Source organism: Paenibacillus eucommiae, assembly GCF_017874215.1.
In the GTDB taxonomy this organism is placed as follows: Bacteria; Bacillota; Bacilli; order Paenibacillales; family NBRC-103111; genus Paenibacillus_AI; species Paenibacillus_AI eucommiae.
In genome coordinates, this window is sequence record NZ_JAGGLB010000030.1 from 36353 (window position 1) to 61002 (window position 24650).

At 48.3% G+C, this 24650-nt stretch carries 18 protein-coding genes; 6 read left to right on the top strand and 12 right to left on the bottom strand.

What is annotated here, in order from left to right; all coding sequences use genetic code 11:
* Position 1: 1 nt before the first annotated feature.
* Together J2Z66_RS31995 and J2Z66_RS32000 are read right to left on the bottom strand one after the other, a co-directional pair.
* Positions 2-955, bottom strand: a complete 954-nt coding sequence (locus tag J2Z66_RS31995) for an ABC transporter permease (protein WP_209976838.1) — start codon at positions 953-955, stop codon at positions 2-4.
* A complete protein-coding gene (locus J2Z66_RS32000; protein WP_209976839.1) occupies positions 939-1868 on the bottom strand; it encodes an ABC transporter ATP-binding protein in 930 nt (309 codons plus the stop codon). The genes J2Z66_RS31995 and J2Z66_RS32000 overlap by 17 nt, the downstream gene beginning before the upstream one ends.
* Positions 1869-2087: 219 nt before the next feature.
* On the opposite strand from J2Z66_RS32000, the gene J2Z66_RS32005 reads away from it, so the two are divergent.
* Complete coding sequence (locus tag J2Z66_RS32005; RefSeq protein WP_209976840.1) at positions 2088-3290, top strand: sensor histidine kinase; 1203 nt, start codon at positions 2088-2090, stop codon at positions 3288-3290.
* 71 nt (positions 3291-3361) lie between these two features.
* The gene (locus J2Z66_RS32010; RefSeq protein ID WP_209976841.1) at positions 3362-4081 is read left to right on the top strand and encodes a response regulator transcription factor; all 720 of its coding nucleotides are present in this window, start codon (positions 3362-3364) and stop codon (positions 4079-4081) included.
* A gap of 45 nt (positions 4082-4126) precedes the next feature.
* Here the strand turns inward: J2Z66_RS32010 and J2Z66_RS32015 are convergent, their stop codons facing one another.
* The 3 genes from J2Z66_RS32015 to gltB form a co-directional block, all read right to left on the bottom strand.
* Positions 4127-4504, bottom strand: coding sequence for a hypothetical protein (locus J2Z66_RS32015; protein ID WP_209976842.1), 378 nt, complete (start codon positions 4502-4504; stop codon positions 4127-4129).
* Positions 4505-4677: 173 nt separating this feature from the next.
* Positions 4678-6162 carry a glutamate synthase subunit beta gene (locus J2Z66_RS32020; protein ID WP_209976843.1) on the bottom strand — a complete coding sequence of 495 codons (1485 nt, stop codon included), beginning with the start codon at positions 6160-6162 and terminating at the stop codon, positions 4678-4680.
* Positions 6163-6190: 28 nt separating this feature from the next.
* Positions 6191-10783: a glutamate synthase large subunit gene (gene gltB / locus J2Z66_RS32025; protein WP_209976844.1), complete on the bottom strand. Its 4593-nt coding sequence runs from the start codon at positions 10781-10783 to the stop codon at positions 6191-6193.
* Positions 10784-11049: 266 nt separating this feature from the next.
* On the opposite strand from gltB, the gene J2Z66_RS32030 reads away from it, so the two are divergent.
* The 4 genes from J2Z66_RS32030 (at position 11050) to J2Z66_RS32045 (ending at position 15016) form a co-directional block, all read left to right on the top strand.
* A complete protein-coding gene (locus tag J2Z66_RS32030) occupies positions 11050-12030 on the top strand; it encodes an HD domain-containing protein (RefSeq protein ID WP_209976845.1) in 981 nt (326 codons plus the stop codon).
* Positions 12031-12124: 94 nt separating this feature from the next.
* Positions 12125-13303 carry an MGDG synthase family glycosyltransferase gene (locus J2Z66_RS32035; RefSeq protein ID WP_209976846.1) on the top strand — a complete coding sequence of 393 codons (1179 nt, stop codon included), beginning with the start codon at positions 12125-12127 and terminating at the stop codon, positions 13301-13303.
* A 105-nt stretch (positions 13304-13408) separates the two neighbouring features.
* Positions 13409-14422, top strand: a complete 1014-nt coding sequence (locus J2Z66_RS32040) for a M23 family metallopeptidase (protein ID WP_245375998.1) — start codon at positions 13409-13411, stop codon at positions 14420-14422.
* A gap of 39 nt (positions 14423-14461) precedes the next feature.
* A complete protein-coding gene (locus J2Z66_RS32045; RefSeq protein ID WP_209976847.1) occupies positions 14462-15016 on the top strand; it encodes a bactofilin family protein in 555 nt (184 codons plus the stop codon).
* Positions 15017-15588: 572 nt separating this feature from the next.
* Here J2Z66_RS32045 and J2Z66_RS32050 read toward each other — a convergent pair.
* The 7 genes from J2Z66_RS32050 to J2Z66_RS32080 form a co-directional block, all read right to left on the bottom strand.
* Entirely contained in the window at positions 15589-16659 is a 1071-nt protein-coding gene (locus J2Z66_RS32050; RefSeq protein WP_209976848.1) for an ABC transporter substrate-binding protein, read from the bottom strand.
* Between the two features lie 28 nt (positions 16660-16687).
* Positions 16688-17452 carry an ABC transporter permease gene (locus J2Z66_RS32055; protein ID WP_209976849.1) on the bottom strand — a complete coding sequence of 255 codons (765 nt, stop codon included), beginning with the start codon at positions 17450-17452 and terminating at the stop codon, positions 16688-16690.
* On the bottom strand, positions 17385-18224 hold the full coding sequence (locus tag J2Z66_RS32060) for an ABC transporter ATP-binding protein (protein ID WP_209976850.1): 840 nt from the start codon (positions 18222-18224) through the stop codon (positions 17385-17387). Before J2Z66_RS32060 ends, J2Z66_RS32055 begins: the two co-directional genes overlap by 68 nt.
* 517 nt (positions 18225-18741) lie before the next feature.
* Positions 18742-19989 (bottom strand): DUF445 domain-containing protein, encoded by a 1248-nt coding sequence (locus tag J2Z66_RS32065; RefSeq protein WP_209976851.1) that lies wholly within the window; start codon positions 19987-19989, stop codon positions 18742-18744.
* 330 nt (positions 19990-20319) lie between these two features.
* Positions 20320-20709, bottom strand: a complete 390-nt coding sequence (locus J2Z66_RS32070) for a hypothetical protein (RefSeq protein ID WP_209976852.1) — start codon at positions 20707-20709, stop codon at positions 20320-20322.
* A gap of 711 nt (positions 20710-21420) precedes the next feature.
* Complete coding sequence (locus tag J2Z66_RS32075; protein WP_209976853.1) at positions 21421-23346, bottom strand: alpha-amylase family protein; 1926 nt, start codon at positions 23344-23346, stop codon at positions 21421-21423.
* A 215-nt stretch (positions 23347-23561) separates the two neighbouring features.
* On the bottom strand, positions 23562-24488 hold the full coding sequence (locus J2Z66_RS32080) for a sensor domain-containing diguanylate cyclase (protein WP_209976854.1): 927 nt from the start codon (positions 24486-24488) through the stop codon (positions 23562-23564).
* Positions 24489-24650: the final 162 nt, after the last annotated feature.

A 24650-nucleotide genomic window follows, 5' to 3' on the forward strand; every position in this document is an offset into this window, starting at 1 on the left:
CTTACGCCGCTACATCCCGTTTCTTGAAGATGATCCAGGATAGAACGTTGAACAGGACAAAGTATACAGCAAGAACGGCGATGGAGAAGCCCATTGTCATACCTTCAATTAAAGGTCGGCCGCCTTCCAGATACTGAGTAAGATCCGTGTTCGCGAACAGATAATATTTACCCCAGCTGTAACGCATCAGGAATAGGGTGACGAGCTGGCCGGCAAGCATGATAAATATACTAAATCCGATTGCCAGTGATGAGCTGCGGAAAACAGTTGAGATCATAAAAGCAAGCGTCACAACCATAACAAGCTCAACCAGCTTTAGAGCATAGGTCCCGAACACGTGAAGCGGCATACTGCTCTCCTGGACCACACCGTTTGCACCAACACTTAAATAAGGCAGTCCGACGTCCTGAAACCCATACAGAATTCCATTGACCAGAATCGCACTTAAAAACAGTACAAGCAGTAAAAGGAGGGAAAACAGCAGTGTCGACACATACTTGGAAAATAAAATCTTGGTACGGCTTGCCGGGCGAATAAGCAGCAGCTTGATAGTGCCCCAGGTGAATTCACTCGCAACCATATCGCCTGCTATAATAACGGTGAACAGCGTGATAATCTGCACTAGGCCTGACAAAGTCATGACCCCGCCCCACATCGTGTTCTGCACAGGGGGAATGTTATTATCGAGCGAGTGCTGGCTTATTTTAATGCTGTCCTCCATCTGTTCCTTTATGAACTCTGGCAGATCGGGACTGGCGAGCTGCGCTTGATTGTCTTGAATAGATTGCTGTAAAGACGCTCTCCAGTCGCCTCCCTGGCTGTTGCTCTTATCATAATGATCAATAAAAGAAACCAGACAGCAAAAAACGATGAGCAGCACCAGCAAAATCCAAGTGCGCATCCTCCGATATATTTTCATATTCTCATTCTGCACTAGACTAAGCAATTTGATCACTTCCCGTCATTTCTAAAAATTTATCTTCAAGTGATTTGCTTGTCGTGCGAATTCCATACACCTTAATTCCCGCCTCTACCAGCTTCTTATTCACTTCAGCGACTTCTTCTTTCAGCAGTGATAGCAGCAATCCATCATGCTCGATCGTGACGGCAAGCTCCGGCATGGATAGCTCCAAAGCTGTTTTTGCTGCTTGCGCCTGATCCACCTCGAATATGACCTGTGCGGTGCTGCCTTCCTGTACGTAATCTTTAATCAAACGGACGTCAACCAGCTTGCCATTTTGAATAATCGCCACCCGGTCGCACATTAGTTCCATCTCAGAGAGCAAATGGCTGGAGACGATGACCGCGATTCCCTCATCACGGGTAAGCTTCCTCAAGTGATCACGAAGCTCCCTGATTCCGGCAGGATCGAGCCCGTTTGTCGGTTCATCAAGAATGAGCACCGATGGCTTATGCAGCAGCGCTTGGGCAATTCCAAGCCGTTGGCGCATACCTAGAGAATAGGTCTTCACCTTCTCATGAATCCGGTTCTCCAGCATAACTAAACGAATAACCTCATGAATTCGCTCTTTCGTTACACCCGGCACCATCCGTGCATAATGCACGAGATTCTGATACCCTGTAAGAAACTTGTACATTTCCGGATTCTCTACAATGGCGCCTACATGACGAATCGCCTTCTCAAAATCGGTGCGAATCGAGCTGCCGCCAATGAAAATATCGCCTGAGGTAATCGACATAAGTCCTACCATCATGCGGATCGTTGTGGTTTTACCTGCTCCATTGGGTCCCAGAAAACCGAATACCTCTCCTTTGGGCACATCAAAGCTCAAATTGTCGATAATCGTCTTGGAGCCAATCCGTTTGGATATTTGACGAATTTCTACAATCGTTGTTGGACTGGTCATGAATTCTCTCCTTTACTTCTTGAAAAGTTGTACATAATGTTAACAGCTGTTAACAGCATACCAAGCTTACGTCAAACAGCCAAGTGAAAATAGTCATAAAAAGTCACAGTCATGGTCATGTTTCCTTTATGACCGGCAACACTATGATAGGCGCGTTTTTTTTTGTACAATGAAAGAACTAACTAAATGAAAGAACTAAGCTTATGAGGGGATTTTGAAATGATTCAAAGAAGACGATGGAATTGGGTGGACTGGTCCATTTTTTTCGTATACACAAGCTCCTTCCTTCTAAACATGCTCTATTTGTGGACTCAGCTGCAGGGTTTCTCCAATACTTCCCTGCTTCTATTGTCGGCAGCATTCGTAGTGGCTTATACATGTCCCCTGTTATTTTGGCGGCCTCACTATATAAATCCATTTCTCTTCCCGATTGCTGTACTGCTGACATACGGACCTTTGGAGCTGTTCTTGGCTCATTCCCAGCAGGAATTTCTGCATGTCCTATATTGCCCGTTACTCGTTATCGGCTTCCTGTCAGACCGCAAATATGCATGGTGGACTGCTCCTGTTTTTATTTTGGGTTTTCCAATTGCCGCTCAGCTTTTGATTCAGGAGAGGGATACAATCAACACTTTTTCCCTAACTATATGGTATGAAATTCTGTTTTTTGGAATTGGTTTAAGCCTGCAGCGATTTATGAAAACCAACGAAAAAACCGAAAAGCTTTTACAGGAAAATCAATACCAATATCAACTCATTCAAGGACAAAACAAAGTACTAGAGCAGTACGCCAATCAAATTGAGCAGCAGACGCTTGTGGAAGAACGCAATCGTATGGCCCGCGAGCTTCATGATACGGTAGGACATACGTTTACTTCAGTCATTATGGGGATGGATGCGGTATCCTATCTAATCGAGACTTCTCCGCAGAAGGCTGTAGAAAAACTGGAAGTGCTGCGAGATGTAACACGCAAAGGGCTTGAAGAAGTCCGACGCAGCATTCATCAGATGGCCTCCGAAGAAGAGGATTTGCTCCTGTCACAGCAATTGTCCAGGCTGGCCAATGAATTTGCCCTGCATACCGGTACAGTCGTTCAGGTAGAAACCATTGGAACAGAGTACGACTTGCCTAACCCAACCAAGCTCACTTTCATCCGCTGCCTCCAGGAATCGCTAACTAATGCCAAAAGGCACGGCAGCGCCTCCTCTGTCAAGGTAAGTATCAGCTTCAAGCCCCACCAGGTAGAGCTGCATGTGCAAGATGACGGTATCGGGAATGCAGAGCTTCAGGCCGGCTTTGGTATAAGCGCCATGCAGGAAAGAATTTCTGCACTTCAAGGATTGCTTCAAGTAAACTCCGCCATCGGCGAAGGTACATCTGTGGTCTGCTCCATCCCGACCAGAAAGCAGCCGGGCAGTTAGTTAGTGTCCTGCATCTGCGGCATACTACAATATTGCAAAAAACGTATTAAAAGTATTAGGAGGAGAAAAACATGAAGGAAGCCTTAGAGGAGATCAAGCTGCTGCTGGTCGACGACCAGGACTTAATCAGAGAAAGCCTCCATATCGTCCTCGATATGGATCCCGAGATTAAGGTCGTGGGACTTGCGGAGAATGGGCGTGTAGCACTGGAGCTGTGCGAAACGCAGCAGCCCCATGTCGTCCTGATGGATATACACATGCCGATTATGGACGGGGTTGAGGCTACTCGTGAGATCAAAAGCAGATGGCCGCATATTCGCGTCATCATCCTGACCACCTTCCAGGAAATCAATTATGTAGTAGATGCCCTTGGAGCCGGCGCAGAAGGCTATTTGCTGAAAGCGATTCATCCGAAGGATCTGGCAGCAGGCATCAAATGGGTAAGCAGAGGCGGAACGCTGATCCCTCAAGACATCGCCAAGATGCTCGTAGAGCAGCTGCGGGGTGATGCAGCCAAGAATGCGACCGCGATCGCAGATAATGGGCCAGCAAGCAAGCCGAAGAGCTCCCCAGCGAGCGATACAGGCCGCTCGGAAGCCTATGGCCTTAGTGACCGTGAACAGCAGGTGCTTCAATCGATCTCCGACGGGCTCAGTAATAAGGAGATTGCCGAGAAGCTCTTCCTGTCCGAAGGCACCGTGAAAAATTATATTTCCAATATCTACTCCAAATTGGATGTAAGAGATCGTGTACAAGCTTCCAAAAAAGCTCATGACGAAGGCATGTTTTAGTACCCTGCTTACATTAAACCCTGTCTTGATTATGTATGATTAACGCTAGTCAAACCATCTTTGAAAAAATGTTTTTTTCTTTTTATTATTTTTCCGGTAGCTTTCAGTTCGTGAGAAGGTGCCTGGTTCGGGAACCTTGGGAGCTTCAGGCACATTAGAAATTGCGGCCAGGAGATCCCCGTGTTCCTTGTCTGCAGTTTGAAGCAGCAGTTGACGCTCAAGCTCCTCCACTCTATATGTTAAAGCCAGCATATGCTCTTTAAGCTCTTCCAGCACAGCATGTCCATAAGCAGGGGGGGACTCCACCCATTCTAATGCTGCTCCTGCCTCCTGCTTCGCCGCATCCAAACGGAACCGTTCTTTTTCCTCAGTGGTCAACAACGCTTTCAGTTCAGCTGGAGTAATGAGATCCTCACTCTTCATCGGTTCACCTCTTTATCCATACGATTAAGCAGCCTTGAAGCAGCAGCCTTCTTCCTTCCATTGTACCTTACAAATTGGAAACATTCACTATTTAATAGAAAGCAGCTTTCTCTGAAAAACATTCGATTCCATGATCAAAAGGAGCCTAATAAAAAGGCTCCTTCTATATATGTTTAAGGAAGATTGCTAGAGCCCATTAAATATCGATCAACCTCACGGGCCGCTTCACGGCCTTCGTTAATTGCCCAGACGACCAGGCTTTGCCCGCGGCGCATGTCTCCTGCCGCGAATATTCCTTTCACATTCGTAGCGAACTTGCCGTGTGCCGCCTTAGCGTTGGAGCGCTCGTCTTTCTCGACGCCGAGCTGATCAAGAACTGCGGACTCCGGCCCCAGGAAGCCCATGGCAATAAGCACCAGCTGAGCGGGATAAATCTTCTCGCTGCCCGGCACCTCAACCGGAGCAAAGCGCCCTTGCTCATCCTTCTTCCACTCAATGAGGACGGTATGCAGCTCCTTCACGTGGCCGTTCTCATCGCCCACGAATTTTTTCGTGGATATCAGATACTGGCGGGGGTCTGCGCCTTGCAGGGCGGCCGCCTCTTCTTGGCCATAATCCATCTTGTACACCTTCGGCCATTCCGGCCATGGATTATTATCCGCTCTACGGTCCGGCGCTTTCGGCATAATCTCGAACTGAGTGACACTCCTGCACTTGTGACGAATGGAAGTGCCCACACAATCCGTCCCTGTATCCCCGCCGCCAATGACGATGACATCCTTGCCTTCAGCGGAAATGAATGCGCCGTCCTGATGTTCGGAATCCAGCAGGCTCTTCGTATTCCTTCTAAGGAAATCCATAGCCAGGTGGATTCCCTCATTTTCCCGGCCTTCAATCGTTAAATCGCGCCCTTTGGTCGCTCCGCCGCAAAGCACGATGGCATCGAACTCCTCCTGCAGCTTCTCCACCGGATAATCGACGCCAACATGGGCTCCCGTTATGAAGGTAACGCCTTCCGCTGCCAGAAGCTCCACACGGCGCTGGACATATTTCTTGTCCAGCTTCATGTTCGGAATGCCATACATCAGCAGGCCGCCGATCCGGTCCGCACGCTCATACACAGTCACATAGTGGCCTGCTTTATTCAATTGGGCAGCAGCGGCAAGCCCAGATGGCCCTGAGCCAACTACCGCCACCTTCTTGCCGGTCCGCTCTTCCGGAGGCTCAGGCACAACCCAGCCCTCGGCGAAGCCTTTGTCAATAATCGCTTTCTCAATATTCTTGATCGTCACCGGAGCATCATTGAGGCCCACTGTACAAGATCCCTCACACGGCGCTGGACAGACCCGCCCTGTAAACTCGGGGAAATTGTTCGTCTTGTGCAGCCGCTCCAGCGCTTCCCGCCACTGCCCCCGATAAACCAAATCATTCCATTCAGGTATCAGATTATGGATCGGGCAGCCCGCAGCCATGCCGCTGATCAGCTTGCCAGTGTGACAAAAGGGAATTCCGCAGTCCATGCATCTTGCGCCTTGCGTCTGCAGCTTTTCATCTGGGAGCGGAGTTATAAACTCCTGCCAATGGCTGACTCGCAGCAGCGGAGCAGCTTCGGATGCTGTTTCACGTTGATAATCAATAAAACCGGTTGGTTTACCCATTGCGCTTCCTCCAGGAATGAATTTAGAATTAGTTGCCGCCGACTCGTGAAATATCCTTCATGTTCGCTTCGAAAGCAACCATGACTGCTTCCTCCTGGCTGAGCCCGGAGCGCTTGACCTTCTCTATCGCCTCAAACATCCGTTTATAATCCTTCGGAATGATCTTTACGAACTTCCACACATTCTCATCCCAGTGGTTCAACACACGATGGGCAACCTCACTACCTGTAAATGTGGCGTGATATTGGATCCTTGTTTTGAGCTCGTTCATTTCATAGATTTCTTCAGCCTGCTCAAGCAGAACCATCTCTTGGTTCACCCGGCCCGCTAACCCGCCATCCTCATCAAGCACATACGCCACACCTCCGGACATTCCAGCGGCAAAATTGCGCCCCGTCGGACCGAGGATGATGACCTGGCCGCCTGTCATATACTCGCAGCCATGGTCGCCAACACCCTCCACAACGGCACGGACTCCACTGTTTCTTACACAGAAGCGCTCGCCCGCCCTGCCGCGGATATACGCATCTCCATCTGTAGCGCCATAGAAAGCGGTATTCCCGATAATCACATTCTCTTCTGCTGCAAAACTTGATTTCTGAGGCGGGAAAATGATGATCTTCCCCCCGGACAATCCCTTGCCTACATAATCGTTGGAGTCCCCCTCCAGCGACAAGGTAACGCCTTTGGGCACGAAGGCCCCAAAGCTCTGGCCGGCTGAACCGTTAAAGTGAATGCGGATTGTATCATGCGGAAGTCCCTCTGCCCCATAACGGCGGGTGACTTCACTGCCCAGAATCGTACCCGCTACCCGGTTCACGTTATGAATCGGCAAAATCGCGTTGACATACTCTTTATGTTCAAGTGCAGGCTTGCAAATATCCAAAAGCTGCGTCATATCCAGCGAGCGTTCCAGGCCATGATCCTGCTTGATCTGGCAGAAGCGTCCTACTTCCTCCCCAACATCAGGCCGATGCAGCAGTGGCGCCAGATCGATACCCTTGGCTTTCCAATGATCTACAGCCTGCTTCGTTTCCAGGATATCCGTGCGTCCTACCATCTCTTCCACGGTGCGGAAGCCAAGCTCCGCCATCCATTCACGTACATCCTGGGCGATGAAATGCATAAAGTTGACGACATGGCTGGGGTCTCCGGCAAATTTCTTGCGCAGCTCCGGATTTTGTGTAGCTACCCCGACCGGACAGGTGTCCAGATGACACACACGCATCATAATACAGCCCAAAGTGATAAGTGGCGTCGTAGCAAAACCAAACTCCTCAGCTCCAAGCAATGCAGCTACAATCACATCGCGGCCCGACATCAGCTTGCCGTCTGTCTCAACCGTGATTCGGCTGCGCAGGTTGTTCAGCACCAAGGTCTGGTGTGTCTCGGCAAGTCCAAGCTCCCAAGGCAAACCTGCGTGTCTAATGCTTGTTTGCGGAGAAGCCCCGGTTCCGCCATCGTAGCCGCTGATCAGAACAACGTCCGCTTTGCCCTTGGCTACCCCTGCAGCAATCGTCCCGACGCCTACTTCGGACACCAGCTTGACGCTGATTCTGGCCTGCGGGTTAGCGTTCTTCAGATCATAAATCAGCTCTGCCAAATCCTCGATGGAATAAATATCATGATGTGGAGGCGGGGAGATCAAGCCTACCCCCGGAGTCACACCGCGGACTTCAGCAATCCAGGGGTATACCTTGGAGCCTGGAAGCTGTCCGCCTTCGCCCGGTTTAGCGCCCTGCGCCATTTTAATCTGAATTTCGTCCGCATTCACAAGGTAGCTGCTCGTTACGCCGAAGCGTCCGGAGGCAACCTGCTTAATCGCGCTGCGGCGCGAATCGCCGTTCTCATCGCGCGTGTAGCGGTCCGCGCTTTCCCCGCCTTCGCCGGTATTGCTTTTGCCGCCGATGCGGTTCATCGCAATCGCAAGTGTTTCATGCGCCTCCTTGCTGATGGAGCCAAAAGACATGGCACCGGTCTTAAAGCGCTTGAAGATCGTTTCAGCCGGCTCGACTTCTTCAAGCGGAATGGGCTGCCGTCCTGCCTTGAAGCTAAGCAGTCCGCGCAGGGTCATATACTTCTGTGAATCCCGCTCGATCAGCTTGACGAAGTTTTTGTACATCGCATAGCTGTTCGTTTTCACCGCTGTTTGCAGGGAATGAATCGTCTCTGGCGTATAGAGATGCTCCTCGCCGTCCTTCCGCCACTGCAGCTCGCCCCCTGTATCCAGCACACGGTCACGGCCCTCCTGCCCGGAATACGCCCGGGTATGCCGCTGCACAGCCTCATGGCCAACAACGTCAAGCCCTACACCTCCAACAGGTGAATACGTCCAGGTAAAATAACGGTCTATTAGCTCCTGATTCAAGCCAAGCGCCTCAAAAATCTGCGCACCACGATAGCTTTGAATGGTGGAAATGCCCATCTTGGCCAAAACCTTAACGACACCCTTCGTTACTGCCTTTATATAATTGTACACAGCCTTCTCATGATCCATGCCAACAAGCATGCTGCGGCCAATCATATCATCCAGCGTCTCCAAAGCCAGATACGGATTAATCGCACCAGCACCATAGCCAAGCAAAAGTGCAAAATGATGCACCTCACGCGGCTCGCCCGATTCGAGCAGCAGCGCCACCTTCGTCCTCGTCCCTTGGCGGATCAAATGATGGTGCAGCCCCGAAACGGCGAGCAGTGCCGGAATAGCCGCATGCTTCTCATCGATGCCCCGATCCGAGAGAATCAATAGTGCCGCACCCGCTTGAATAGCCTGGTCCGCCTCTACGCACAAAGCGTCCATTGATTGCTCAAGCCCTGAAGCACCCTGTGCAGCTTGAAACAGGATAGGCAGCGTAACCGTTGTGAAGCCCTCCTGGTCATTATGGCGCAGCTTCGCCAGCTCTGCATTCGTCAAAAATGGCGTTTTCAAGCGGATCTGCCGGCAGCTTTCCGGCTCCGGTCCAATTAAATTTCGTTCGGGTCCGATTGTAGTTCCTTGGGCGGTAATTATTTCTTCAAAGTTAGCGTCGATTGGGGGATTAGTCACTTGTGCGAATAATTGCTTGAAGTAGCTATACAGCAGTTGCGGACGTTCCGAAAGTACAGCCAGAGGAGCATCGGTACCCATAGAGCCGATTGGGTCTACACCCGTTTTGGCCATAGGCTCGAGAATTTTGCGGAGTTGTTCGAATGTATAACCAAAAGCTTGCTGCCGCTTTAATAGCGTCTCGTGATCAGAGCCTGGCACATCATTGGCAGCTTTCAAATCTTCAAGACTGATCAGGTGCTTATCGAGCCATTCCCGGTAAGGCTGCTCAGAGGCCACCCTCGCCTTGATCTCTTCATCCGAAACGATCCGGCCTTCCACCGTATCCACCAGCAGCATGCGGCCAGGCATCAGCCGTTCCTTGCAGAGAATCCGTTCCGGGGCGATATCAAGCACACCGACCTCAGAGGCCAGCACGATTAAATCGTCTTTAGTTACATAATAGCGTGAAGGCCTCAGGCCATTGCGGTCAAGCACTGCTCCGATCAGACTGCCGTCTGTAAACGCAATGGCAGCGGGACCGTCCCAAGGCTCCATTAAGGTGCTGTGATATTCGTAAAAAGCTTTCTTATCATCGTCCATCGTTTCATGCTTGGACCAGGGCTCAGGTATCATCATCATCGCAGCATGAGGCAAAGAGCGGCCGGAAAGCATTAAGAACTCCAAGGTATTATCGAACATTTGCGAGTCTGAGCCTTCTGCGTCGATAATCGGCAAAATCTGTTTCATCTCGCTGCCAAACAGCTCGGATTCACACATAGCCTGGCGGGCATGCATCCAGTTGACGTTGCCGCGAAGCGTATTAATTTCTCCATTATGAATTAAATAGCGATAGGGATGGGCGCGTTCCCAGCTTGGGAATGTGTTGGTGCTAAAGCGGGAATGGATGAGGGCTAATGCGGATTCTACGATGGGATTTTGAAGCTCCAGGTAATAGGAATCTACTTGCTCGGGGGTTAGCATCCCTTTGTAAACAATAGTTCTGCTGGAAAAGCTGGAGAAGTAAAACTGGATGTGGTCGTATTTCGATCTGACCTCGTTCTCGATAAGCCTGCGGATGATGTAAAGCTTGCGTTCAAAATCCAGATTGGTTGGCAAATCCCCGTTTTGCCCGATAAAGGCTTGACGTACATACGGCTCTGAGGATTTCGCCGATTCACCAAGCAAGCTATTGTCGGTGGGGAGTGTCCTCCACCCGAGGAACTGCTGGCCCTGCTCCTCCACGATCCTCTCCAGCACATTCTCGCAGGCCTGGCGGTCTTCTAGTGTCTGCGGTAAATAAACCATACAGACTCCATACCTGCCTGCAGCCGGAAGCGTAATGCCTTCCTTCACACATTCCGCCTGAAAATACCGATCTGGAATTTGCAGCAAAATGCCTGCGCCGTCTCCGGTATTCTTCTCACAGCCTTGACCGCCGCGATGATCAAGATTACAAAGCACGCGCAGTGCCTGCTTGACAATTTCATGCGATTTAATACCTTTAATATTAGCTACAAAACCAATACCGCAAGCGTCATGCTCAAACTGCGGATCGTAGAGCCCCTGCTTCTGGGGCAACCCTGTTTTTTTCATAGATTACAACCTTTCTACCCCTTATATTTTTGTAAATGATTGCGCTTTAAAAAAAGTTTTTATATCATATATTAACACTTGAAGCGCCAAAAAATCAATCAAAATCCTATTATGAAAAGCGATTCCGCATCTATGCCTACTTTCCATCATCACGCTGTCCGTTCAAGAAAGCGGGTTCACTCCTTATAGCAAATATTGGCTGTTTCATGCTATGATGGTTATATGTATAATCAAACAACCAGAAGGACAGCTAGGAGGGACTCGGCTTGAGCCTTGAAAATACGTTTGCTTCCGGCCGCATTTGGGAGCCCCTCTATCGATGGGAGAAAACACCCCACAAGGTTGAGATCGAGCTGTTTCAATCTCCACCTGTCAGACGACTGAAATTTCTTCACCATATTGGGGCATCCGCGTTATTTACGCCAATTGTGCACTCTAGACTGGAGCACACGATTGGAGTTTGGTCGTTAATGGCGCATTTTTTCCCGAAGGAACCGCTGCTGCGCATAGCCGCACTGCTTCATGATATCGGGCACCTGCCCTTCTCTCATGCCGTCGAGAAGACGCTTGGCTTCGATCATCATGCACAAACTAATCTGCTTATTGAGGAAAGCTGTATTGCCGATATTTTGCATAGACACAACATATCACCTGCTTCCATCATTGCCATTCTCAATCAAGACAGTCCATTGTCCGGGCATCATACTTTGCTTGGACTGGATCACCTGGACAGCTTTCTCAGAGATACGTATGCAGCAGGCAAGTATACCATTCCTCCTTATGAAATGATAAGAAAGCTTCGTTTCCGGGGGGAATTCATCGAAACCGATCAGGCCGCCGCGCTGCCGTTAGTCACATCCATTATCGATGATCACAGGATGCTGCTGCAGCCTGAATTTCTGGCTATGGACGCCTTATTGGCAAAAGCGGTTATTCACCACTATGACGCCGATCCAGGTGTCAGAGCAGACATTCAAGGCATGGTGGATCACGAGCTGATTCACGTCCTGAAGCAGAGCAAGGATGCTACCGCGAGCGATATCATCAGGGTGCTGCTGCATGAGCCCCATCGCATTATTATCAGGCAGGAGCCCGCGCCGGGAAGCATACAGGTACAAATCCGCAAGCTGTGCAAGAAGCAGCCGCTTATAAACGGCCTTCCCGCTTCAGAGGTTTGCGTGGAAACGGCCAGTAAGCTTGCAGAGCTGGACTCACTTACAGCGACTTATTTTTTTACTTATAGCTAAAATTCCGAAGGGTTTTTCTTTTTATAAACGTCTATTATTCAAAAGAGGAGCAAGAAAGCTGTTCACAGCTTTCTGTCAAGGAAAGGTGAGTTTCTTGCGTAAAAAACGAATCTTGCTTTTATCCGAAGGCTTCGGCAAAGGCCACACTCAAGCGGCATATGCCCTCTCGGTTGGAATTAGGCAAAGCTCAACAGAGGTAATCACTCGCGTTATAGAGCTCGGTGCCTTTCTACATCCCACGCTAGCGCCCTTGGTTTTCTCTGCCTATCGTCGGACAGTTATATCCCAGCCCAAGCTGTATGGCATGCTGTACCGCCATCAATATAAAAAATCGTTGAACCGCGTCGCCGGGCTCGCCCTGCACCGCATTTTCTACTCGCAGACGAAAGCGATTATTGAGCAGTTGAAGCCGGACATTATCGTCTGTACGCATCCTTTTCCCAATATTATCGTTTCCCGCTTAAAGCGCTCGGGACTTTCCGTGCCTTTATTTACGGTTATTACGGATTATGACGCACATGGCACTTGGGTCGACAGCGAGGTAAACAAGTATCTGGTTTCAACGGATGAGGTTCGCAAGAAGCTGCTGTTGCTAGGCGTTCCCGAAAGCAATGTGGAGGTGACGGGAATACCCGTCCACCCTAAGTTCCGCCTTATTCATAGTAAAGAGCAAATTCTGCAGGAATTCAGCCTGAAGGAAATGCCGACAGTCATGATCATGGGCGGAGGCTGGGGTGTTTTCAACAAGGATGAAAAAAGCCAGCTGCTCGATTATGTCGCAGGCTGGCGCGATTCCATCCAGCTTATCATCTGTATGGGGACGAATGAAAAGGCCAGACAGCAGCTGCTGGAAGAGCAGGCCTTCCGTCATCCCAATATCCATGTGATTGGCTACACGAAGGATATCAACAAGCTGATGGACGTATCCGACCTGCTTATAACCAAGCCTGGCGGGATGACCTGTACGGAAGCAGTGGCAAAAGGGATCCCGATGCTGTTTTATAGCGCCATTCCCGGACAAGAGGAGACGAACTGCCAATACTTTGAGGAACAGGGCTTTGGGCAGATGATCACTTCGCTAGATAAAATCGATCACTGGTTCCACCTCTTGCTTGAGCAGTACCCCGCTTTGATGCAGCGCCGGGCCGATGCGATCCACAGCCAGCAGGAAGAGACTCAGGATTGCTCGCAAGCCATCTTAGACTACTTGAACCTCTCTGAAAACAGCTCTTATCTCAAATCATCCAAAGCACCGCTCATTCAAATGTATTGATCCTTTGAATGAGTGGTGCTTTTTTTATTTTTTTGCAAAAATCGGAATATAGATGACATGCCCCCTACCTTTGGCGAATACAATCGAAACTAGGGGGTGATCGCTTTGAAGTTCTTCCGGGGGAAGAAGGAATTCACACTACTGTTTATTCCTGACGCCAACCGCCGAACTGTAAGAATCAAGCTTCCACATTACAGTCTTTATATGGCTCCTGCCCTGATTGTGCTTATTTGGATCGGAATTGCATCGGCGTTTTATTTGCTGCATACCAACTACGAACAGACTATGAGCCTCATCAAACAAACGTTTAATGGACAAGAACGCCAGTTATCCCGTCAAATTACGCTAAAAAATAGTGAGCTGGAAAAGCTGCAAGCAGGCCTCATTGACATATCCCAGCAAACCAGAGCGTTTAATGCCAAGCTGGAGGTGATCAAAAAACTCAAGAACGCAGCGGAGCTTATAACTTTGTCGGGAAAAGCCAGTGCAGACGGAGTTGTTGTGGAGGAAGCAGGAGCGGACATCGCTGACTTGCATACTGCCCTACTGGACATGGGAGGACCCGAGGTTGAGATCACGCCGGAAGACGCCGCTATCCTTCTGGATGGAACCAAGCAAAGCCTGACTATGCTTGTTACCGATCTCACCCTTATGCTTGGAACTCTGGCAGAAACAGAAGCCATGCTGCAGGAGGCAGAGCATCTGGCAAGCATCACACCCACTTTGTGGCCAGTTGCCTCGCGCCAAATTACGTCCCGTTTTGGCATGCGCAGAGATCCTTTCACGAATAAGCCAAGCATGCATACCGGCATGGATATCGCTAGTAACCTGAATGATCCCGTCTATGCAGCGGCAGAAGGACAGGTTATTCTGGCCGAATGGGATTCACAGCGCGGCAACCATATCCGGATTGATCACACTGGCGGCTTGCAAACCGAATATCTTCACTTGAACAAAATGTTGGTAAAAAATGGAGACAAACTGCTTAAAGGCCAATTAATAGGACTCGTTGGCACTACGGGGCGAAGTACTGGAGCACATCTGCACTATGAAGTCCTCAAGCACGAGGTGCCCATTGATCCGAGCCCCTACCTGACCGAGTCCTTGCCTGATTACTGATAGGAAGGAACCGATTACTGATAGAAAGGAAGAACGCTGATGCTGCGGAGGGGAACCAAGAGAAAGCTTGACTCCAAAACGACCGATACGCTTATAGGGGAAGGCACTATTTGTGACGGCAATATCATGTCGGAAGCCAGCTTGCGCATTGAAGGGCAAATGAATGGCGATATAGCCTGTACAGGCGATGTTACCATCGGTCAAAATGCGGTCGTTGAATCGAATATAGAAGCGCGGGATGTCATCATTGCCGGTCAGGCCAGGGGGAATATTCATACCAAGGGAAAACTCATTGTGACGAGTACGGGAACCCTGATCGGCAACATTAACGTAAAATCGTTCGTGATTCAAGAAGGAGGCATTTTTCAAGGCACCAGCAGCATGAGCACTTCCATCGCGGCCGCGGATCGTTCAGCAGCCAACGTCATTGACGCACAAACACATAAGCAGCAGAAGGCTGAGCAAAAAGCTGATCAGAAATCCGATCAGAAATCCGATCAGAAATCTGACCATAAGTCAGATCATAAGTCAGATCATAAGTCGGACCATAAGTCTGGCCATAAGTCCGATCAGAAGGCGGCTAATGCAAATTGACTTGAGAAAAATGCCTTGTGGCGTCCTTTGAGGAGCGTGTTAGTGACGTGGGAGCGTTGCGGAGGGAAGGGCTGTGGGCTCCAGCCGCTGTTAAAGATTTGTTCCCTTGAATGAAATGGATGTAGGGGTTGGAACAAATCTTTAAAGGCGGACGCTTCCTCTCTTCCGCCCACACCCCTTCCCTCTCTCTAGCTACAATCGCACGAACACCAAGCTCAAACAGAACAAACGGAAAGACCCCAGGCGTCTGTTTCCTGAACCAAGGGGATAGTGAAGACAATGAAAATTTGGATTTCCTTACAGATTTTCTTAATCAAATATTTCAGCACTATACTTCTTTATCTCTTTACTGCTTTACCGCTATAAAATTGCACTGCATCATTCAAACATATCCACGCACTCCAGGCTCCCATCCAAACTTATATTTTCCGGCAAAATATTAAAAAGAGGGTGTCCCTCGAGGTCATTACAGACCTTCCGGACATCCTCTTCACTAAATTTACACCCGCTATATCTACAACACTAAATCTACAACCACTAAATTCCGTAATCGTTAAACGGAATTCAAGAAATTACTTGCCCTGCTTCACTTCATCCAGCAGTGAAAGGTCTAGGAAATCAGTGAGATCCAGCTTGTCTTTCTCGATACCTTTGATGTAACCGGCATCGATCGATACTTTTGCCATTTCTTCGATAGCTTCCTTGCTAACATCTGAGGTTAAGCTTAAGCGGGATATGGCTGCTTTGATCAAGTCAAGGTCCATCCCTTTGCCGCTAAGCTCTTTTAGACGGTTATCGATAAGTGTGTAGGACTCATCAGGATTTTTTTGGATAAAATCGATCGCATCCAGGTTTGCTTTAATCGCACCCTTCACGATATCGCGGTGGTCCTTAATGAACGCATCACTAGCAACCAGGATAACTAATGGGTAGTTTCCGTTGTTAGGCGGGATTTTGTCCCAATCAAGAAGAATTTTTCCTACGCCTTGATTCTCAATTTGCGTACCCCATGGCTCTGGGATCAGTGTAGCGTCGATTTCCTTTTGACGGAAAGCTGTAAGTGTATCTGCAGGAGCGGCTGCAAGAATCTGAACGCCTGACTTATCTGTAGTCACCTTCAAGCCCTCTTGCTCCAGCAGCAAGCGGAGGGAAATTTCATTCGTGCTTCCCTTGGTAGGAATAGCAACTGTTTTACCTACTAGATCTTTTACACTGTTAATTCCTGCATCGTTGCGAACAGCAAGCACGGCACCACCGTTATTAGAACCGGAAACGACTTTAAAGTTTTTGCTTTTCAAATATTGATTCGTGGAAGGACCTGGACCCACAAAACCTAGATCAATTTCTCCAGTTGCCAGTGCTGTAGAGAATTCCGAGCCATTATCAAAAGGCAGAACCTCTATTTTCACATCGTCTCCAAAAGCTTCTTGGAAATATCCTTTTTCCAAAGCAACATAGCCGGCAGCATGAGTAACGTTCTTGAAAATTCCCAGTTTAACGGTGGCTGGCTTCGGCTTTGGAGCGGTAGTCTCAGTCGAACCAGGGCTTGGAGATGTGGCCGGTTTCTCCTCCGATTTTCCGCAAGCCGCAAGGACCAGGGAGGTAAGCAGCAAAATTGTAATCATCCATGTAAATTTCTTCATATGATTCCCTCTTCTCTCTATTTATGATCTATTTTTTTGAGCCGGCTAAGCCGTATCTCACTAAAGCTCTATCTTCCAGCTTTTTAAAGCAGAAATGGTCGGAAAGTGTCCCCAAAACGGCGATGATAATGACGATACATAACATCAGCGAGGTATCCCCGATACTGCGTCCATCCTGAAGCAATTGACCCAGCCCAACGCCTCTGGCGATAAGCTCTCCCGCTACTAGCGCACGCCAGGCGAACGCCCAAGCAACGCGCACTCCCGTCATTAAATGAGGGAAAGCAGCTGGTACCATTATTTGCACGAACATCCGCAGGCCATTGCCAGTACCCATCGTCTGTGCGGCCTTGAGATAAATCGGTGGTATATTAATGATACCTGTTCGGCTGGCCATGGACATCGTCCAAGTGGCACCCAGTGTAGTAATGAAAATAACTGATATATCATTCAGTCCGAACCAGATAATCGCAAATGGCAGCCAAGCAATACTTGGTATGGTTTGCAAAGCGACGACTAAAAATCCAAGCGTGTCATCCAAAAAACGATAACGTGCAAACAAAAAGCCAAGAATCGTTCCTAAAGTCAGAGAAATCACAAAGGAAATCAATAGCCGCCGGATGCTGCTAAATGTTGCCTCTAACAATTGTCCATGCACGAATCCATCATAGAAAGCTTGAAAGGTCTGCACGACAGATGGAAATTTCCAGCCCCAATCGAAGATCCTATATCCCGCCTCCCAAGCTATCAGAAGCAGTACCAGAAAAATCGTTCTTCTTAATGCTGTACTCATCACCCATCTCCTCCTTTACAACCTTCTCCAGCTCGTCGGCCAACGTTTCCATGATGGCATGCTCTACATGATGCAGCAACGTATCCGCACTATCTCGAGGTCTCGCCGCTTGTACGGTAAATTCCTTCTTGATTTTCCCTGGACGGGTAGACATTACGAGCACACGGTCGGATAAAATGACGGCTTCCCGAATGTTATGAGTGATGAAAAGGATGGTCTTACGTGTTCGCATCCAAATTTCTTCCAGCTCTTTATGCAAAATGAGTCTGGTTTGCTCATCGAGTGCAGCAAACGGCTCATCCATTAGTAATATTTGTGGATCCATCGCGAGTGCCCTGGCAATTGCTGCCCGCTGTTTCATTCCTCCTGATAGCTCATGCGGATAACGATCCGCGAACTTGCTAAGGTGAACCAGCTTCATTTGCTCCATCGCCATTTCGATCCGTTCCTTCTTGCCTATTCCCTTCTGCTTTAAGCCGAAAGCAACGTTTTCCAAAACGGTTAACCAGGGAAACAGCGCATGCTCCTGAAAAACAACTACACGATCCGGTCCCGGTGCGGTGATACTTTTTCCGTTAACTTTGATACTTCCCTGCGCATAGGGCTCGAGCCCCGCTACTAAATTGAGAATTGTCGATTTCCCGCATCCTGAAGGTCCAAGAAGAGAAACAAATTCCCCTTCCTTGATGTTAAGGGACACGTCGTCCAGCGCCATAAAATTGCCGCCAGTACGTTGGTCAAAGCTTTTACTCACATGATCGATTTGAATCAAAATAGAACACTCCCTAGGCCTCGTGACGTTCGGAGCCATTTTGTTTATACCAACTTATTCTATCGGAATTAGAAATTTTGTCAATGGTTTATTTGGGAATTTGTGAAAAATAATCAGAAAAAAGAACGCCTTGTGGCGTCCTTTGAGGTGTGTTCGTTATGTTGGTGGTTCGGGGAGGGAATGGCTGTGGGCTCCAGCCGCTGTTAAAGATTTGTTCCCTGAATGGAATGGATGAGGAGGTAGGAACAAATCTTTAAAGGCGGACGCTTCCGCTCTTCCGCCCACAGCCCTTCCCTCTTCTCAGCTACAGCCGCACGAATCGCACGAACACCAAGCTCAAATGGACAGCTAGAAGGCGCCTGTTTCCTGACCAGAAGGGATAGTGATGACAATGAACATCTGGACTTGGACTTCTTTACAGCTTTCATGTTTTAAACATTTAAACATTTAACATGTTAACACTATTACCCTTTACCGCAGTAAAACTGTATTATGTCAATCCTGTTAAAGATTTGTCCTACACAATCATCTTTAAAGCTGCCAAAGCAACTCCGATGAAAAAGCCGCAAATCGCGCCGTTGACACGAATCCATTGTAAATCGGGGCCAATCTTGTCTTCCATCATTTCAATCAGCTTGGCATTGTCCAGCTTATCCAGATTTTCTTTAACGAGCTGGCCGATTTTACCGTGATTCTGTTCCACATAGCCAATGATTTGCCGTTGAATCCATTCTTCCCCCTGCTGGATAAGTTCCGGATTATTTTTCACAGAAGCTATCAACTTGGAAATCGTAGGAATGACGAACTGTGGAATAAACTCAGGCTGCTCCACAAACATCTCCGCCCGATCCCTCAGCCTTCCAAGAAGCTGAGCTATTTTCTCTTCGAGTGACAACAGACCGGGCAACTGCTCCTTCCAGCTTTCCAGCTCAGCAAGCAGCTGTAGATTCTGCTCCAGCTTCTGCAGCTCGCTGCGAACTACCTCCAGCAAAGCTTCGCGGCGCGGATGACCCTCCGTTCGCAGCTCTTCCGTGTAGGACAAAATGAAATTTTGCAGAATACCCCCGACCTTGTCTTCGTTCAGCATACCTATGAAGGCATTAACGGCGAATTGCATGAAGCCATTGCCCTGCAAGCCCTCCAGTGCTTTTAGAGCTAGGCCTCCCAGCTGCAAGCGCGTTTCTTCCTTCGCTGCCCAAACGTCTACCTTATCCAAAAGAAAGGAAAAAGCCTTCCCTTCATACCCATGATCCGTTACATGCTTCATCACCTTATGCAGCAGGCTGGAAGTATCTAAATCTTTGACAGCTCTACTGATCTCTTCAGTAAGCAGCGGGGCCAGCTTCTCCAAATCAACCGCCTGGATCGCTTGCTTACATACATATACCATCCCTTTATGCAGCGCTTCATGATGTAAATTCTGCTCGGCAAGCTCTATACCCCGTTCCAGGAAACGAACTTGCTGGAGCCTGGCGCGGATGGTTTCCTTGGACAGCAGCTCATTCTCCACAGTAGATACCAGCGCCTTCGTTATTTTCCCCCTATTATTGGGCAGCAGCGCTGTATGTGGAATCGGAATGCCGAGCGGGTGACGAAATAGCGCACTCACCGCAAACCAGTCGGCCAGGCCCCCTACTACGCCCGCTTCAAAACCGCCCTGAAGCAGCGATTGAACTGTAGAAGCTTCGAAGGGAAGCGTCGCAAGAAAGCCTGCCCCCATAACTCCCAGTGATACCGTTGCAATATATTTCGCTTCTTTTTTCATCGTTAGCTACATCTCTTTCCACTCAAAGTTTAGTCCAAGACTCTATCCCGTATTTTAACATATAATACCGCAAAAGCAGCATAACCATTTCATGTGTTACACAAGTTATGGAAACGAATTGCATACCCATCTTGGAAAATACCTAGAAAGCTGAGTGGCCTGAGCGAAAGGGATAGTCCTCACAAAAAAATTCCACGGCCTGGCGATCGCTCACCTATGGGTTCAACTCCAGTCGTCGGCTGCTAAGCACACAAAAAAACCTCCCTACCCTGGGAGGCATATGGCATATCAAATATGTTTTTACACATTTTTCACTAGCTATTATTTGCTTTACCTGCGGGCTTTAATCAGCCAGACTACTCCCTCTACCACAATGCCAATCACAACCCCACCGATGACCCCCACGAAAAATCCGAGCAGGCTGGACAAATCCTCCCACCCCGTCATATCCCTCGTTGAATAAAATAACATCAGCAGCCAGCCTGCGACCGTTCCGATCGTAGTATACAGCCAAATATGGCGGGCACCCAACCATCCGAGGCCATTGGCAGCAATAGCAATGATGAGAGCCATAGCCGCAAAAGCAAAAGCATGCCGGGCTTCGAAATCCTCCCCCAGTACGATGTACCGATTCAGCCATAACAGCAGCGTCAGCACCACACCATAAACAATGAACCAGATCAACCAAGCTTTACTTCTTCTTCCTGGCAACATCCACATTGTGATCCCACCTCACTAAAGTGTATAGGTAAAGGTACAGGTACAGGTACAGGCTTAGGTTTGTCATGACTTTGATGGCGCACGTATATCTAATTATATATGGGAAGTTATAATTGTCCAGACTGAACGGGCTGCAGCAAGAAAAATGCCATGCGAGTCTGCTACTTTAACGATGAAAAACATCGTTAAATGGAGCACACTCAATCCGGGGAGGTGGTTTTTTTAGTTTTTGCTTCTTTACTTCTTTGTCACTTTACTACTTGCTACTTTGCTGCTTGGCTGCTACTATCACTCTTTCTCACCCTTCCCTTCATTTCCCTTCATTTCCCTTCATTTCCCCTCCTTCTCAGCTTCAAAGTGCCGAAAACATGCTACGCTCTAACGGACTGCCAGCAGCAGCAGAGGTTCCTTCCTGAGGGAAAGGGATAGTGGCCATATGGAAAAACTGTGCTTCCTTTTTGATTACCTTGGAGAACTAATGGTGATTCGGATCGCTTTAACACTGCAAAGCTGCAACGCAAATTCGAAACCATTCACTCCAGGCGTCCCAAAAAAATTATTCTATCTGCTTAGTTCAACAACAAAAACAGACAAACGGCCTACTGCCTGTCTGTCTGTCTGTCTGTCTGTCTGTCTGTCTGTCTGTCTGTCTGTTTTCTGTTTTCTGTTTTCTGTCTTCCACTTCAAGTATGCTCTCAGCGCACGCGCCTGCTAAGCTTTATGCTCCACAACCACCATGGCGTAGCCATCCACTTTAGGCAGAGGAATGCGGATATAACCGTCCACTTGCTCATAAGCCAGAGGCTCTTTTCCTGGTGCCATGTAAACCGCTTCAACCTGGTTGCTTCTCAAATACACGACCCCGTCAGACAATGTTTGCCTGTCTTCGATTACGTTGTATTTGCCTCGCGGCTCAGGGTGGGTCAGCTTGATGTGAACCATGCTCATTTGCTCCTTCTCAGTCACAGTAACGCGCGCTGTAGTAGGAATTCCCTCGCATTTGGCTAACGGCTCAGGCAGCAATTGCTCCAGACAGTACTTCACCATGTATTTATGAACATTCACGGCTACATCCATGTAGGAGGTGAACAGATGGAAGCAGAATTGAAAAATATTGCCTGATCTCGCCACTGCAGGTCTACCGGCATAACGATCCGGTGGTGTATAGAAAGAACCGTGGAAGCCATCCCACTCGCGGTTGAAATACGGTTGGTAATAATCAGCGACAGCTTTTGAACCCTCTTTGGTCTGCAGAAGTATCCCTTGGTTATATATGCCGCACAGCATATCCGGTATTTCTCCGCCCGTATCTTCAAGCATCTTGAAATAAGAGCTGTTCCACGTGTCCTCGCCGTCGTATGTCATATTCCATTCAGAAAGCGCAAACTCTGTACCTTCCGGATTCAACCCGGAACGGCCTGAACTGATGATACCGCCTCCGGCAGCTATATAGGCTTCCAGCTTTGGCTTCAAAACCGCCGACACCTTCACATGGTCAGGCAAAATAATAACCTTGTATTTGGACAGGTCATGATTTTCATTAATGATGTCATACGTATAATGGAGCTCTCCCAGCAGGCGTACCGCACCATTGTGGCATACGTCGATCTTGCCACGCTCCAATGTCAGAATGCCAATATCCGCTGCGGCTTTGGCATAATCTGTCCATGGCTCGTATCGTTCGACCTCCTCGTAGATTTCGCCTACGATCTTATAAACGGCCGGATCCAATCCATCGCGGGGATGCATATGGTCACCGATAGAAGTGGGCACTCCGTTGCTCAGTGCATCCCAACAGTCGTTCAATAGGGAGACTTTGCTCTTCAACCCGCCGAAATCACCCCAATTTACATTGAAACGCCCGGTCATATAGAACGTCTGGATCCCCAAATTACGGGCATACGCAACCTGAGCAGGGAAAAAGTCGTAGCTCCATCCACTCGGCAAGCATTCAATTTCAGCGTGTGTGTTCAGGCCTGCAGAATCCGCTGGCTCTATACCATTTAAGTACAGGAACTTGTCAGGACCGACAATTTTCTTAACTTCTTGCGAGAAATCGAGCAGGGCTTCTTTGGCGAACGCCAAAACATCTTCATCATTCAAAGGATCCATGCCACGCTCTTTCACAGCTTCCAAACACTCATTCCCATGACACGGCCTAATAACTATGCAATCAAGAAAAACACCCTCAACCGGATAACGCTCTACCACTTCCTTAATCATTCCCAGCATATATTCGCGATAGCCCGAATTGAAGCACATATTGCGGAAAAAGTTCGCCGTTCTATCATCATAGATGATTTGGCCTTCTTTATTCACCACTGTCCATTCGCGATGTTTTCTTGCCATTTCATGATCCAGACCAACATTGAAGTATGCGGTTACACCAATCCCCAGTTTGTTGCACTCTTCAACGATTTGTCCGAACATATCAAATTCAAGGTGCGGATGCATAACACCAATTTCCGTAGGATAATAGGCAAAACCGATATTGCATTTGGCAAAAGCATTAATGTATTCGACTTTCGCATCTTTCAACGTCCTAGCAAACGTCTTTGCGTCAAAGTTAGCTCCAAAATCCGGAATAGCAGGCATCGTGTGAAAATCGATGTGAACAGCTCTTTTGATCATTCTCATAACCGTGCTCCTCTGCAATTTTTATCATATATGATTATATATAATTAATTTGTATTATATATAATTACTCCGATAATATCAATCCCTAAACTTCTCTTTTTCAACTTTAAATATCCATTCGCAGGAAACAAAAAAAGAGCCCAATGAAAGCAATTGCTTATCATCAGCCCCTTATTATCCACAGCTCCAGCCAGCAGCTATCTTACAGACAGCAACTATCGATCCGAATGAAAAAAGCGAAACGCATTCCTGCCCTTTTCCTTCACCTGATACAGAGCCATATCGACATGCTTAAGCAGCACATTAAAATCGTCGCCATCTCTCGGGTAAAGTGCAATCCCCATACTTACTGTGGCATGGAAGCTATGCTCACCTAATTGATACGGCTTTTCTATACTGCGAAAAATACGCCTGGCTACCGTTTCCACATTTTCTGCGGAGTCCATCATGGGCAGCAAAATCGTAAACTCGTCCCCGCCCATACGTGCGAACATGTCCACCTCCCGCAAGCAATTCCGTATACGAGAGGCAAAATCCTGCAGAAAGGAATCGCCTATATCATGTCCCATCGTATCATTAATCATTTTGAAATCATCTATATCCACATAAAGCAGCGCAAGCTGCTTGCCGGTCCTTCTGGCTTGGAGGAGAGCCTGGTTTAAATGTTCTTTGAACAAACGCCGATTCGGAAGCCCTGTTAGGGGGTCGTGGTAAGCTAATGAGATCAGTCTGCTTTCCTGCTGCTTTCTCAAGGTAATATCATTAGTGACAAGAGCAATCTGCCTGATTTCTCCGCCCACATCGCGAATTGGAATTGCTACCGTTTCCAGCCAAATCCATCCTTCATTCGCATGTTGAAATAAATACTCCACCTTCTCCTTATTTCCACTCTGTATCACTTTAAAAAACAGCTTTCGGACATCCATCCGATATCCGTGATCTATTCGCGATAACAGCTCTTCTAAATTATTGGGTGGCCTAAACCCAATTACACGATCACAGCTGTCCGATGCATACAAGAGCTTACCGTAAATATCGGTTAGTCCCACCATGTCCCATGCTTCCTGTACGATTTGCCGTAAAAAGCTCTCCAGGTCCACACATAAATCCCCCGAAAGCTCATTGTAATCACAAACCGGCAACGCTTTCACCTCCCCCAAATTGGTGTTAATCCTCCAAATCCGATATACATATACTGCCATGTGCAGCTTGTTCATGCAACAAGAAGTTTTCATGCTATAATAAGAGAAGTCTTGGTATTGGGAATTATTTACTCCCGAAATATAATAGCGATGTTGGCTTAG